Source organism: Arthrobacter sp. Soil_C_49 (genome assembly GCF_057656635.1).
In genome coordinates, this window is sequence record NZ_JBDGJZ010000012.1 from 58,138 (window position 1) to 71,123 (window position 12,986).

General features: G+C 66.1%; 11 protein-coding genes. 2 read left to right on the forward strand and 9 right to left on the reverse strand.

The genetic code is table 11. From position 1 onward, the window contains the following. Positions 1-3 precede the first annotated feature (3 nt). From AC3A4Z_RS17325 to AC3A4Z_RS17360, 8 genes are all read right to left on the reverse strand, one after another. A complete protein-coding gene (locus tag AC3A4Z_RS17325) occupies positions 4-702 on the reverse strand; it encodes a FadR/GntR family transcriptional regulator (protein ID WP_498712865.1) in 699 nt (232 codons plus the stop codon). Between the two features lie 24 nt (positions 703-726). Continuing rightward, a complete protein-coding gene (locus AC3A4Z_RS17330) occupies positions 727-1,854 on the reverse strand; it encodes an L-talarate/galactarate dehydratase (RefSeq protein WP_498712866.1) in 1,128 nt (375 codons plus the stop codon). 269 nt (positions 1,855-2,123) lie between these two features. After that, complete coding sequence (locus tag AC3A4Z_RS17335; RefSeq protein ID WP_498712867.1) at positions 2,124-3,497, reverse strand: MFS transporter; 1,374 nt, start codon at positions 3,495-3,497, stop codon at positions 2,124-2,126. A 39-nt stretch (positions 3,498-3,536) separates the two neighbouring features. Next, on the reverse strand, positions 3,537-5,012 hold the full coding sequence (locus AC3A4Z_RS17340; RefSeq protein ID WP_498712868.1) for an NAD-dependent succinate-semialdehyde dehydrogenase: 1,476 nt from the start codon (positions 5,010-5,012) through the stop codon (positions 3,537-3,539). Positions 5,013-5,031: 19 nt separating this feature from the next. After that, positions 5,032-6,282: an iron-containing alcohol dehydrogenase gene (locus AC3A4Z_RS17345; RefSeq protein ID WP_498712869.1), complete on the reverse strand. Its 1,251-nt coding sequence runs from the start codon at positions 6,280-6,282 to the stop codon at positions 5,032-5,034. A 182-nt stretch (positions 6,283-6,464) separates the two neighbouring features. Further along, positions 6,465-8,426, reverse strand: a complete 1,962-nt coding sequence (locus AC3A4Z_RS17350; protein WP_498712870.1) for a helix-turn-helix domain-containing protein — start codon at positions 8,424-8,426, stop codon at positions 6,465-6,467. Positions 8,427-8,436: 10 nt separating this feature from the next. After that, positions 8,437-9,489, reverse strand: a complete 1,053-nt coding sequence (locus AC3A4Z_RS17355) for an LLM class flavin-dependent oxidoreductase (protein WP_498712871.1) — start codon at positions 9,487-9,489, stop codon at positions 8,437-8,439. Between the two features lie 64 nt (positions 9,490-9,553). Next, complete coding sequence (locus AC3A4Z_RS17360) at positions 9,554-10,258, reverse strand: TetR/AcrR family transcriptional regulator (RefSeq protein WP_498712872.1); 705 nt, start codon at positions 10,256-10,258, stop codon at positions 9,554-9,556. 139 nt (positions 10,259-10,397) lie between these two features. On the opposite strand from AC3A4Z_RS17360, the gene AC3A4Z_RS17365 reads away from it, so the two are divergent. After that, complete coding sequence (locus tag AC3A4Z_RS17365) at positions 10,398-11,783, forward strand: flavin monoamine oxidase family protein (RefSeq protein WP_498712873.1); 1,386 nt, start codon at positions 10,398-10,400, stop codon at positions 11,781-11,783. A 92-nt stretch (positions 11,784-11,875) separates the two neighbouring features. After that, the gene (locus AC3A4Z_RS17370) at positions 11,876-12,358 is read left to right on the forward strand and encodes a pyridoxamine 5'-phosphate oxidase family protein (protein ID WP_498712874.1); all 483 of its coding nucleotides are present in this window, start codon (positions 11,876-11,878) and stop codon (positions 12,356-12,358) included. Positions 12,359-12,372: 14 nt separating this feature from the next. Here the strand turns inward: AC3A4Z_RS17370 and AC3A4Z_RS17375 are convergent, their stop codons facing one another. Continuing rightward, on the reverse strand, positions 12,373-12,972 hold the full coding sequence (locus AC3A4Z_RS17375) for a DUF6919 domain-containing protein (RefSeq protein ID WP_498712875.1): 600 nt from the start codon (positions 12,970-12,972) through the stop codon (positions 12,373-12,375). Positions 12,973-12,986: the final 14 nt, after the last annotated feature.

The following is a 12,986-nucleotide window of genomic DNA, read 5'->3' on the forward strand; positions in this document are numbered from 1 at the left end:
ACGCTAGGGACGCGCCGATGCCTTGAACCGTCGTCGTGAGTTGGCCAGGTGGCTGCGCATGGCCGCCGCCGCGGCAGCCTCGTCGCCGTCCGCTATGGCGTCCGAGATGGAGCGGTGCTCCTGTACCACCTGGTCGAAATGGTCCCGGGCATAATGCTCGACGCCGGTCATCAGCCGGGTGCGCGGCATCGCGATCATCGTCTGCCCCAGGGCAGCAAGGCAGTCCGAGTAATAGGGGTTGCCGGATGCCACCGCCACGGCCCGGTGGAACTCGAAGTCGGACTTCATGGCGTGGGCCGGATGCCCGGCGCTTGCCGTGAACTCCTCAAGTGCGGCTGTGACGGCGCGAAGCTGCCGTTCAGTGTGGTTGCGGGCGGCAAGTGCCGCCGCCTCGGTCTCCACGCCCATGCGGAACTCGAGCAGATGGAGCCGGTCCTCCATGGAGGCCACCGGACGGACCCCTGGTACTGCCTGGGGCCCGTCCGACGGCGGCGTAAGGGCGAAGCTGCCACGCCCCCGTTCGGTTTCCACAAGTCCCTCGGCCTGGAGCCGGGTCAGCGCGGCGCGGACAACGGTCCGGCTGACGCCGAAGTCGCTGATGAGGGTGTTTTCGCTGGGGAGCTTCTCGCCTGGCTGGATGACGCCGTCGACGATGCGCGTGCGAAGGTCAGCGGCGAGGTCCGCGGTGAGATTCCGGCTCATGGCTTCAAGATTACGGCTTCGGGGTTAGGCGCCGAACTCCACGGACTCGGTGGTCCAGGCGCGTGCCTGGTCGCTGAGGGTGACGCCGAGGCCGGGGCGGTCCGGGACGATCATCCGGCCGTTCTTGGTTTCGAGGCGCTCGTTGAACAGCGGGTCAAGCCAGTCGAAGTGCTCCACCCACGGTTCGCGGGGGTAGGCGGCGGCGAGGTGGAGGTGGATTTCCATGGCGAAGTGCGGGGCCAGGCCCAGGCCGCGCTCGTCGGCGAGGGCGGCGAGGCGGAGGAACTGGGTGATGCCGCCCACGCGCGGTGCGTCGGGCTGGATGATGTCGCAGCCGTTGGCGTTGATGAGGCCCTTGTGTTCGGCCACGGAGGCGAGCATTTCGCCGGTGGCGATGGGGGTGTCCAGGACGTTCGCGAGGTGGGCGTGGCCTTCGAAGTCGTAGGCGTCCAGGGGTTCTTCGATCCAGATGAGGTTGAATTCCTCGAACTGGCGGCCCATGCGCAGGGCGGTGGCGCGGTCCCACTGCTGGTTGGCGTCCACCATGAGCGGGACGTCCCAGCCGATGTGTTCGCGGATGCCGGCGACCCGGCGCAGGTCTTCCTTGCTGTCCGGGAGGCCAACCTTGATCTTGATGCCGCCGATACCTTCTTCGAGGGACTGGGTAGCGCGGGCCTTGACCTCTTCGAGGGTTGCGTTGAGGAAACCGCCGGACGTGTTGTACGTCTGGACGGAGTCGCGGTATGAGCCGAGGAACTTGGCCAGCGGCAGGCCGGCGCGCTTGGCCTTGAGGTCGTAGAGGGCAATATCGATGGCGGCCAGCGCTTGTGTGGCCACGCCGGAGCGGCCCACCGAGGCGCCGGCCCAGAGCAGCTTGGTGTAGATCTTGGCGATGTCGTTGGGGTCCTCGCCGATGATGCCCTCGGCAACTTCCTTGGCGTGGGCGTACTGGGCGGGGCCGCCGGCGCGCTTGGAGTAGCTGAAGCCGACGCCGGTGTGCCCCAGTTCGGTGGTGATCTCGGCAAAGAGGAAGACCACCTCCGTCATGGGCTTCTGCCTGCCGGTGAAGACTTTGGCGTCGCTGATGGGGACTGCGAGTGGGAGGCGGGCGGTGGACAGTTTGACGTGCCGGATCAGATCGACGCTGCTCATGGATTCTCCTAAAGGCGGGGCTGGGCTCCTTCGCCCACCTTCTTAGGATATAAGTTTGCTACTTGTATTACAAGTGCTTGCTGGCCGGAGCAGGGTGAGTCAAAGCGGGGCCGTCGCCCGGCAAAATGACTTTGCCGTCCGAACTGGCCGCGACCCGCGGAACTCAAACGAGCCCGCCACCCCTTCCGAAAGAAGGGGTGGCGGGCTCTGCCGGCTCTCTGTGGGCCGCCCGGGGGCGGCCTTCCAGAGGCTGCCTCCGCAAAGGTCAATCAGTTGGCGATGGCCCGGTCCTGCGGGCTGCCGGCGTTTTTCTCGTCCAGCTCCTGCGCGGTGGTGATGCGCTTGTCCAGCTTCGCGAGCGTTTCCGGGGCGAGGATGGTCGCCACAACGGTGATGACGCCGATGATGCTGAAGTACAGGATCACCCAGCCCGGCCTGCCGTTGCCGGCGTTCAGCAGTGCCACTGCGACCAGCGGGGCGATGCCGCCAGCGAGGACCGAGCCGAACTGGTAGCCCAGGGACGCGCCGCTGTAGCGCAGCTTGGTGGAGAACAGCTCGGAGAAGAAGGCGGCCTGCGGGCCGTACATCGAGTTGTGGAATACGGCGAGCCCGATGATGATGGCGAGTGTTGCCAGCAGTGCGCTGCCGGTGTCCGTCATGACGAAGTAGAGCGGGAAGAACAGCAGCCCGCCGATAGAACCGAACAGGTACAGCGGCTTGCGCCCGATCCTGTCCGAGAGGATGGCCCAGAGCGGCACGGCAAAGACGCCGATGGCGGAGGCGATCAGAACGGACATGGTGCCCTGGTTGGCCCGCTCAGCACCGAACGTCTTCATGATGTAGACCACGGAGAACGTCGTGTACAGGTAGAACGCCGAGTTTTCAGCCAACCGCATGCCAACGACGAGCCAGATGCCCTTGGATTCCTTCTTCATGGCTTCGCCCAGGGGCTTCTTTGAGGTCTGCTTCGTCGCAACCAGTTCCTTGAAGTCGTCTGAGTCCTCGAGCTTGGCGCGGACGATCAGGCCGATGACGATGAGGACCACGCTGAGCAGGAACGGCACCCGCCACGCCCAGGCGTCAAAGGCGTCGGCGGGCACGGCGGACTTGACGATCAGGACGCTCGAGTTAGCCAGCAGCATGCCGGCCGGGACACCCATCTGGGTGAAGCTGCCGAAGAACCCGCTGCGGCCGGGAGGGGCGTGTTCGATGGAAATGACGGCCGCGCCGGCCCATTCGGCGCCGGCACCGAAGCCCTGCAGCAGGCGGAGCACCGTCAGCAGGATGGGAGCCCAGACCCCGATCTGGGCGTAGGTGGGCAGCAGCCCCATGGCGAGGGTGGCGAAGCCCATGATGAGCAGCGAGAGCACCAGCATGGGCTTGCGGCCGATCTTGTCGCCGAAGTGGCCGGCAAACATGCCGCCGAAGGGACGGGCGACGAAGCCGACGGCGTAGGTGACGAAGGCCAGGAGGAGCCCGGTGGCCGGGTCCTGTTCGGGGAAGTACAGCCTGCTGAAGACGCCTGTCGCGGCGAGCAGACCGAAGATGTAGTAGTCGTACCACTCGATGGTGGTGCCTGCGAAGCTGGCCAGCGGTACGCGCCACGCTGCCTTCGGCTTGGCTTGGGTATTGGAGATCGTCATTGGTCTTTTCTTTCGGGTGGAAACGAAGGGAGCGGCAGGCTACCAGTCGAGGGCGATGTACTTGGTTTCGGTGAAGTCCAGCAGGCCCTGGTGGGCACCTTCGCGGCCGAGGCCGCTTTGCTTGACTCCGCCGAAGGGTGCTGCGGGATCGGAGACGAGTCCCCGGTTAATGGCCACCATGCCGCTTTCGACGCGTTCGGAGACTCGAAGCCCGCGGCGAAGGTCTTCGGTGAAAACGTAGGCTGCGAGGCCGTACTCGGAGTCGTTGGCGGCGGCGATGACTTCTTCTTCGGTGTCGAAGGGGATGACCGAGGCCACCGGCCCGAAGATTTCCTCGCTGACCATGCGGGCCTGCAGCGGCACGTTGGTGACGACGGTGGGCGGGTAGTAGAAGCCGGCGCCGTCGATGGCCTTGCCGCCGGCGAGGAGCCGTGCTCCCTGGCTGACCGCATCGCGGACCAGCGAGTCGACTTTGCGGACGCTGGCCTCGTCCACGAGCGGACCGACCTCGGTGTCGGCGTCGGTGCCCGGGCCCACGCGCATGGCGCCCATGCGTTCGGCCAACCGGCGGGCGAATTCGTCGTGGATACCGCGCTGGACGTAGATCCGGTTGGCGGCGGTGCAGGCCTGCCCGCCGTTGCGCATCTTGGCGATCATGGCGCCGTCGAGGGCCAGATCGAGGTCCGCGTCATCGAAGACCAGGAACGGAGCGTTGCCGCCGAGTTCCATGGAGCACTTGAGCACGTTGTCGGCCGCCTGCCGGAGCAGGTGGCGACCGACGCTGGTGGAACCGGTGAAGGACAGCTTGCGGACCCGGGGGTCCGCGAGAATCGGGGTCATGACGTCGCTGGTTTTACTCGTGGTGATGATGTTGACGACGCCGGCGGGGACGCCGGCGTCGATCATCAGCTGGGCGATCGCCAGGGTGGTCAGCGGCGTGAGCGTGGCAGGCTTCAGCACGGCGGTGCAGCCGGCGGCCAGGGCCGGTGCCAGCTTCCGGGTGGCCATGGCCGCCGGGAAGTTCCAGGGGGTGATGAGCACGCAGACGCCGATCGGCATGTGCTGGACCAGGATCCGGTTGGAGCCCGACGGCGAGACGGACACATCGCCGATGATCCGGACCGCTTCTTCGGCATACCAGCGGAAGAATTCCGCGGCGTACGCCACTTCACCGCGGGAGTCGGCGAGGGCCTTGCCGTTTTCGAGGGAGATGAGGTGGGCGATCTGCTCGCTGCGCTCGGTCATCAGTTCGAAGCAACGCCGCAGGATTTCGGCGCGGCGGCGCGGCGGCGTCGCCGACCAGTCCGGGAGGGCTGCTGCCGCGGCGTCGACGGCGGCGAGGCCGTCTTCGACGTCGGCGTCGGCGATGCCGGTGATGGCGGAAGCGTAGGAGGGGTTGATCACCTCGACGGTGTCACCGCTACTGGCGTCCTGCCAGTTCCCGGCGATCAGCAGCTGGCGGGGCACCGCCAGCCCGTCGACGTCGAGCGGTTCAGAGGTTGAAAGGAGAGTCATCAGAGGTCCTTATTGCTGATTAGCGGATGGTGCGGTCGCCGGCGTAGGCGGCGCGAACGATGGAGGTGACGGCGTCGAGATCAAGCGGCACCGGGTTGTTGTCGATGAGCCGCTTGGAGTTCAACGACAGCTTGGCGATCTGGTCGAGATCGCTTTCCTGCACGCCCAGGGCCTGCAGCGTCGGCGGCAGCTCGATGGCCGCGATGACCTCGTCGATTGCCTCGATGCCGGTGACGGCGGCGGCGCGCTCGTCGAGCCCGCGGATATCGCGCCCCAGGGCCTCTGCGATCTGCGCCAGCTGCGGCTGGATCGCCTGGAAGTTGTGGCGGACGACGTAGGGGAGCAGGAGGCCGACGCCCACGCCGTGCGGGGTGTGGGTCAGTGCGCCTACCGGGTACTGGATGGCGTGCGCCGCGGCGGTTCCGGCGTTGCTGAGGACAATCCCGCCGTAGAGTGCCGCGAGCATCATCCCGCCACGGGCCTCGGTGTTTTCCGGGTCCTTGTAGGCGGTGACCAGGCTGCGGCCCACCAGCCCGATGCCGTTCAAGGCAATGGAGTCCGTCAGGATGTTCTTGCCGACGAAGACCCGTTCGGAGGAAAGGGTGGAGGTCGGCTCCCGGGTGATGGCGGTGAAGGACTCCACCAGGTGCACGAAGCTATCGGCGCCGGTTGCGGCCGTCAGGGACGGCGGGCAGGAGTAGGTGAGCTCGGGATCGCACACCGCGGCGAACGGGATGATGTGGGGGCTTGAGATGCCCATCTTCATGCCCAGGTCAGGATCGGAGACGACGGCGATTGCGGTGGCTTCGGAGCCTGTTCCCGCCGTGGTGGGAAGGGCGATGACCGGCTTGACGGGGCCGGGAACGGCGAACTCGCCGTAGTAGTCGCTCGGCTTGCCGCCGTGCGTGAGCAGCACGGAAACAACCTTCGCCATGTCCATGCAGCTTCCGCCCCCGAATCCGATGATCACGTCGATGTCCTGGCCCTTGAGTTCCTCGACGCAGGCGATGATCCCCGGCACCGGAAGTTCCGCCTCGGTTTCCCCATAGACCCGTACGGTCAGGCCCCGGTCCTCGAGGCTTCGAACCAGTGCCTCCAGTTCCTCGGAGGCGGCCAGCCGCGGATCGGTGCAGATGAGGACGTTAGTGCCGAATTCGGCTGCGATGCCGGCGATGGCGAAACGCTGCCCGGCGCCGACAACGACGCTCCGGGGCAGGCGCAGGACGCCGAAAGTTGCGGGACGGATCCCTGCTGCATGCGCACACGACATTGTGAATGACTCCTAAAGATGGGGTTGGCGGGCTGCCTGACAGGAGCCGCTGAAACCAGCATTCCAGAGTGGAGTGACGCCCACCATGTTGTTTTGTGCCATAGCGAAGCGCTTTAGATGTGGGCGGGCGCCATGTGCCAGGGGTTAGCAAAGCCTGGCCGTTTGGTCCGGAACCGGCTTGGTCAGGAACCGGCGGAACCGACGCCGGCAGTCTTCATCCGCCATAGGCGCAGCGCCACCTGGACGTCGAGGGCCCGCGCTCCCCGGCGCCAGGAGGGACCGATCAAGACGTCGATCCTGTCCAGCCGTTGCCGCAGGGTGTTGGTGTGGATATGGAGGGAGTCAGCCGTTTCCTGCATGGCGCCGCCGTTTTCATGGAACATCCACGCGGTGAGGACCAGCTGCGTTCCCCGCTGCTTGTCGTAGGCGAGAAGCGGCCCCAGCTGCGCGGTCAGCAGTTGTCCGGCGAAGGGGCTGTCCATCGCTCCGAGCAGCATTCCCGCGGTCCCAAGGGCAGCCCGGTCCGCTGCCTCGCCGTCGCGGGCGAGGGCCTGCAGCGCGCGGAGGACGGCGTGGGCTTCGGTGTGTGCGGTCGAGAGCCGGGAGAATCCGGTCACCGGTTCGGATGAGCCGACGGTGGCCGCAATGCGGCGCCGTTTCAGCTCATCAATGATGGACTGGCCGGTGCGGCCTGCATCGCGGGGGCCGCCGTCGTGCCTTTCAACGGGCTCAATGACGCACAGGTGTGATTCGTGCAGGGCGATGATCCCCGGGGCGCTCTCGCGTTGCCGCCTGAGGACGGACAGCGCGCGTTGGCGCTGGTCGTCACTGACCCCCACTACGCGCACCACGAGCTGAAGGTGGTTTGCCAGGCCGAACTGCGTTGCCCTTCGGGTCAGTGCCGCGGCGTGTTCAGAACGGGGATTAAGCAGGTCATCAATGAGTTCAAGCTGGAGCCGGTATTGGGCGTCCTGGTAAGTCCGTTCAAACAGCAGCGACACACTGAGCACCAGTGCGCTGCGTTCCAAAACGGCAAGCTGGGCCGGGCTGAGTTCCTCGGTGACGATGAGGGAGGCGAGATGCTGCTCGCCCGCGACGGCGGACATTACCGTGTATCTCTTCTTCCCGACCTCGAACTGGACGGCCGAGCTCCTGGCGGCAGATTCCTCGGCCGCGCTCAGGGCCGCCAAGCTTCCGAAGTCCGGATCCGCTGCCATTCCCGCCAGCTGTTCGCCCATAGGGGAGACCAGGAAAACGGGGGCGTCCAGGGACTCGGCCAGCAGATCGAGCAGGTGGGGAAGGCTACCGGCTGAGGCCAGGGTCTCCATGAGCCGGCGGTCCAGGGTTGAGAGTTCTTCAAGGGCCCGCACGTGGGACAGGTTTTGCTGGCGCGCCTGGTCCAGCCGCGCGAGGGCATCAGCCATTTCGGTGAAGTAGCGGGCGTTTTCCAGCGCGACGGCCGCGTGTGTACCGATGGATTCCATGAGCGCTACGTCGTCGCTGCTGAAGTCATGTGGATGCCTGTCGGCGACGAGCAACGCGCCGATGACTTTCCCTTCTGCCCGAAGGGGGACACCCATGATTGCCCGGACGCCCTCGGCGGCCACAGCAGCGTCGCTGGACTCCAAATGGGACTTGGTGGAGTCGAACAGGTAATCTCCGCTTTGGGCGGGTGCCTCGCCGGTGGCCACAGCGCCGAGCACGCCTTCACCCAGGGGCATGCGGATATTGCGGAACAAAGCGGTGGTTGCGCCGTCGGTCACCCGGACGTAGGACTCGCCGGTTTCATAGTCGTTCAGGCTCAAGTAGGCGATATCACTGCCGATGAGAGAGCGCGTGCGCCGGACGATCGCCTTAAGGACTGCCTCGACATCGCGGATGACCGTCAAGTCGGTAGCCGTATCGTAGAGGACCCGAAGCAGGCCCTCCCGGCGGCTGGCCTCCCATAGCCGGGCGTTTAACCGGCGTGCTGCCGCGGCGCTGGCCTGGTCGATGACGCCGTCCTCCAGCCAACCGGACAGCCTCGTCTCCAGTTCCGCCGCGGAAACACCACGATCAAGCATGGCCATGATCTGGCCGGCAGGCTTCGCAGCGTCTGACGGACCCGCCCCGGTGTGCACGGCAGGATTGTCATTGGCGCCCATGGACCAGACTTTACTCCGGGTCCTCCCCGGCCCCAGCGGGGGACCATCCCAAGGCGGGACCCAATTTGCCAGCGATGTCGGTAAGGATCTGCGTGTAATCCTCGTGGTCGAAACTGAAGGGCAGTGCGAACGCCACCTCGTCGACTTCCTGGAATCCTGCGTGGGCGTACAGCTGCTCGGCGATTTCATCACTGGTGCCGATGAGGTCCGGAGCGAACAGCATGCCCTTGGGCCCTCGCGGCGCCCTTGTCCGGGGACTGCGTTCATCAACGTACCGCCGGTACTTCTCCCGCTGATGCGGCGACGCCGAATCGGTGGGGATCACCACCAGGCCCTGGGACACCCGTGCCGGATGCGCTTGCGCCGATGCGGCGGCCCCACGGAAGGCACGGATCTGCGACTGCTGGATTTCGGCAAAGTCAGGTTCCTGATCCGGTTCGGGAAAGACCACGCTGCTGGAGAGCAGGTTGAAGCCGTTCGCCCCGGCCCAGACGGCCGACTTCCTGCTGCCCGCCCCGTACCAGAGGCGGTCCCGCAGGCCGGGAGAGTGCGGCTCGACGCGGTTGGAAAATTCCTCCACCACCCCCTGCTTTCCCGAAAAGTCCCGCACGGGTTCCCCCGCAACCAGGCGTGCAAGCCGGTCCATGCGGGCGTAGCTGAAGTCCTCCAGTTCCGCGGAATCCGGGTACAGCTCGTGCTTCACGGTGTCGTAGTGCATCGGTTCCCCCACGCTCAGCCCGGGATTGATCCGTCCGCCGGCGAGCAGGTCCACCGTGGCCAGGTCCTCCGCCAGGCGCAACGGGTTTTCCCAGCCCAGCGGGGTCACCGCTGTGCCGAGCTCGATCCGGGACGTGCGCTGGCTGGCTGCTGCCATCACCGCGATGGGAGAGGAGATTCCGAACTGCAGATGGCGGTGGCGCAGCCAGGCGCTGTCGAATCCGAGCCGCTCGCCCAGTTCGATGATCTCCAGCGTGGACTGGTGGCCGGCGGCGGGATCCGCCGGATCGAACAGGCCAATGGTCAGGAAGCCAAGCTTGCGCAAGGGACGTGTGGGCTCAGGCACGGAGCTCCTTCAGGACGGGGGTGCGGCTGCTACCCAGAATATGCGCCTCGACAGGAGGCGGCGTTCACCCCCGCAGCGCGCCCAACCCGGAGATCAGCGCCTCAAGCCCGAGCTCGAACGCCACATCAGCCGGCCGCCCCAGCCCGAGGCCGGCAGTCGCCTGGCCCGCAGCACTTCGGACAGCAGCGGTGAAGTGGGGCGTCGAGTCCGCCATGGAGCCGGAATCGAAGATGTCTTCCGGCGCCGTGACGTCATACGCGGAGCCAAAAATGAAGGACTCAAACGCCACAATCGAGGACACCACCCGCTCCTGCGGGAAGCCGGCGTCGAGGAAACCCTTGCTGACGGTCTCGTACATGGCCAGGGTCTGCGGCGCATCGGTCACCGGAAGCACGGCAATGACAGGAATCAGCGGCGTGTGCTCGGCGAAGACATTCCGGTAACTCCAGGCCCAGCTGCGTACCGCTTGCTCCCATGGCGCCGAGCCGAAATCGGACACGTCCACCAGCGACGTGAGATGGTCCTCCACCAGGAGCAGGACGTCCCGTTTCGACGCCACATGGTTGTAAAGGGCCGACGGCGCGACGTCCAGTTCCTTGGCCAGGCCCGCCATGGTGAGGCCTTCGTAGCCCTTGCGGTTGATGAGTTCCAGCGCCGCCGCCGTGATTCCGGCCTTGTCCAGCAGTGCGGCGGAAGGCCGCCCGGCCCGCCGTCTCACGGCGCTCCCGTTCCCCTCGGTGCGTCCCTCTACGGCTGGTACTGCCGGCATCACTGGCCTTTCTCTGGTGGTCTCCTGCATTATTCCATCCGGCACTTCCAGTCCCGGCTCCGAACAGCTATAGTTCTAATAAATGAATGACATTCATTTAGTGCTCCCCGTCACAGGAGGGAGCTCAAGAGAGGACATCATGCTGAACCTGAACCGCGACGTCGTTGTCGTTGGAGCCGGGCCCTCCGGACTGACCGCAGCCCGTGAGCTGAAGAAGGCCGGCCTCACTGTCGCCGTGCTTGAGGCACGTGACCGCGTGGGCGGCCGCACCTGGACCGATACTGTCGATGGCGCCATGCTGGAAATCGGCGGTCAGTGGGTCTCGCCGGACCAGACCGTACTCCTGGACCTCCTCCAGGACCTGAACCTGGAAACCTACCCGCGCTACCGCGAGGGCGAGTCGATGTACATCGGCAAGGACGGCATTCCCGTCCGCTACACCGGCGACACGTTCCCCGTGGACCCGGACACCGAAGCCGAGATGAACAAGCTCATCGCCCTGCTGGACGGGCTCGCCGCGGAAATAGGCCCCACCGAACCCTGGGCGCACCCCAAGGCGCGCGAGCTGGACACCATTTCCTTCCATCACTGGCTGCGGCAGCACTCCGCCAATGAGGAAGCCTGCAACAACATCGGCCTCTTCATCGCCGGCGGCATGCTCACCAAGCCCGCCCACGCGTTCTCCGCCCTGCAGGCGGTGCTGATGGCCGCGTCCGCGGGCTCCTTTACGCACCTTACGGATGAGGACTTCATTTTGGACCGCCGCGTGGTGGGCGGCATGCAGCAGGTTTCCCTGCTGATGGCACAGGAGCTGGGGGACGACGTCGTCCTGAATTCCCCAGTACGCACTGTTAACTGGGAGCCGGACGCCGACGGCGGCCACCGCGTCACCGTCGTCTCCGAGCAGGCCACCGTCAACGCCCGCTTCGTGATCATGGCCGTTCCCCCCAACCTGTACTCCCGCGTCTCGTTCAACCCGCCGCTGCCGCGCCGCCAGCACCAGATGCACCAGCACCAGTCCCTGGGCCTGGTCATCAAGGTCCACGCCGTCTACAACCGGCCGTTCTGGCGGAACTCCGGCCTGTCCGGCACCTGCTTCGGCGCCGGATCCCTGGTCCAGGAGGTCTACGACAACACCAACTTCGGCGACACCCGCGGAACCCTGGTGGGCTTTATCTCCGATGAAAAAGCCGACGCCGTCTTCGAGCTGGGTGCCGACGAACGCAAGCGCGCCGTCCTGGAGTCCATCGCAGGCTTCCTCGGCGCCGAGGCGCTGGAACCCGAGGTCTACTACGAGTCCGATTGGGGCTCGGAGGAATGGACCCGCGGAGCCTACGCCTCCAGCTACGACCTGGGTGGCCTCCACCGCTACGGGAAAGACCAGCACGCGCCCGTCGGGCCCATTTACTGGTCCTCCTCAGACCTGGCCGCCGAGGGCTACCAGCACGTGGACGGCGCCATCCGGATGGGCCAGCGCACGGCAGCCAGCATCTGCGCAGCAGCGAAGGTTGCAGTCCCGGCCTGAAGCAGGGAAGTGCGCCGGGTGGATTCTAAGCATGCTTACCAATAGGCTGGGCGATGGGGAGCGTCCCCGCACGCAGACGAACGAGGTGAGACATGACTGACACCGAGAGCATCAGCAAGGTTACGGACATCATCAACCATTCCCACATCGGAATGTTGACCACCATCAACGAAGAAGGCGCGCTCGTCAGCCGGCCGCTGGCCGTCCAGGATGTCAAGGACGACGGCGACATGTGGTTCTTCACCGGGCTCGGCACCTCGCAGGTGGCCCATGTCCGGGCCGACCCGCGCGTGAACGTTTCCTTCGGAAAGAACACCGAGTGGGTCTCGGTAGCCGGCACCGCCGAAGTGGTGACCGACCGGGACAAGATCCGTGAAATGTGGAACCAGGCTGTGGAGGCGTGGTTCCCGGACGGTCCGGACACTCCTGAAGTGTGCCTGCTCCGGGTCGACTCGGACTCCGCCGAGTACTGGACCAGCCCCGGCGGGACCGCCGCCACCGTGTTGCAGTGGGTCAAGTCCAAGGTCACCAACAGCCGGATGAGCGTGGGCGAAAGCGGCACGGTCGAGCTGTAGGGAACCCCTGCAGGCTACAGACCAGTCAGGGCGCCGAGGACGGCGGGCAGCAGCACGTCGTCCCGGCCCCACACCGGGTCCAGGATCTCCACGTACCAGGAGTCGGCCAGCAACAGGGCCAACGTGTCATTGGTTTCGTTGGCCCAGTCCTGGATCTGGTCCTCGGTCACCGGATTCTCGCTGGACCCAAGGACCGTCACCACCTCGCCGCCATCCAGCGTCACCGGGATGGCGGCGTTGCTGGTTTCACCCGGGGCATGGGCCACGGTCACCAGGTCGGACCGGGTAGAGAGGGCCAGGAGTTCCGCAGCAGCTTCCGCGTTGCAGAAGCCCGTGACGTACTGCCGCTGCGCCAGGCCGCCAGACTGCAACCCGGGCTGCGATTCCTTGGTGAACAGTCCGTTCCGGTTCAGGGCGGCAAGCCCGACGGCGATCGGTGCGGTTTCGTCGTCGAAGCTGGCCGTGAACGTGGCAGGCTGGAATTCACTGTCCCTTTCGAGCCAGCGCGCCGTCAGTTCGCCCGCAGCCGCCAGTGTGATGGCCTGGCGCCAGGCGCCCCGGTCCTCCAGCCGCCTGCCGAACTGGTCGCGGTCTTCCGTTTCTTGAAGGTCCATCCTCGGATGCTACG

What these genes read in the sequence shown, in the direction of transcription:
- AC3A4Z_RS17325 (WP_498712865.1), bottom strand. Translation starts at nt 702, where the DNA reads ATGAGCCGGAATCTCACCGCGGACCTCGCCGCTGACCTTCGCACGCGC.
- AC3A4Z_RS17330 (WP_498712866.1), bottom strand. Translation starts at nt 1,854, where the DNA reads ATGAGCAGCGTCGATCTGATCCGGCACGTCAAACTGTCCACCGCCCGC.
- AC3A4Z_RS17335 (WP_498712867.1), bottom strand. Translation starts at nt 3,497, where the DNA reads ATGACGATCTCCAATACCCAAGCCAAGCCGAAGGCAGCGTGGCGCGTA.
- AC3A4Z_RS17340 (WP_498712868.1), bottom strand. Translation starts at nt 5,012, where the DNA reads ATGACTCTCCTTTCAACCTCTGAACCGCTCGACGTCGACGGGCTGGCG.
- AC3A4Z_RS17345 (WP_498712869.1), bottom strand. Translation starts at nt 6,282, where the DNA reads ATGTCGTGTGCGCATGCAGCAGGGATCCGTCCCGCAACTTTCGGCGTC.
- AC3A4Z_RS17350 (WP_498712870.1), bottom strand. Translation starts at nt 8,426, where the DNA reads ATGGGCGCCAATGACAATCCTGCCGTGCACACCGGGGCGGGTCCGTCA.
- AC3A4Z_RS17360 (WP_498712872.1), bottom strand. Translation starts at nt 10,258, where the DNA reads ATGCCGGCAGTACCAGCCGTAGAGGGACGCACCGAGGGGAACGGGAGC.
- AC3A4Z_RS17365 (WP_498712873.1), top strand. Translation starts at nt 10,398, where the DNA reads ATGCTGAACCTGAACCGCGACGTCGTTGTCGTTGGAGCCGGGCCCTCC.
- AC3A4Z_RS17370 (WP_498712874.1), top strand. Translation starts at nt 11,876, where the DNA reads ATGACTGACACCGAGAGCATCAGCAAGGTTACGGACATCATCAACCAT.
- AC3A4Z_RS17375 (WP_498712875.1), bottom strand. Translation starts at nt 12,972, where the DNA reads ATGGACCTTCAAGAAACGGAAGACCGCGACCAGTTCGGCAGGCGGCTG.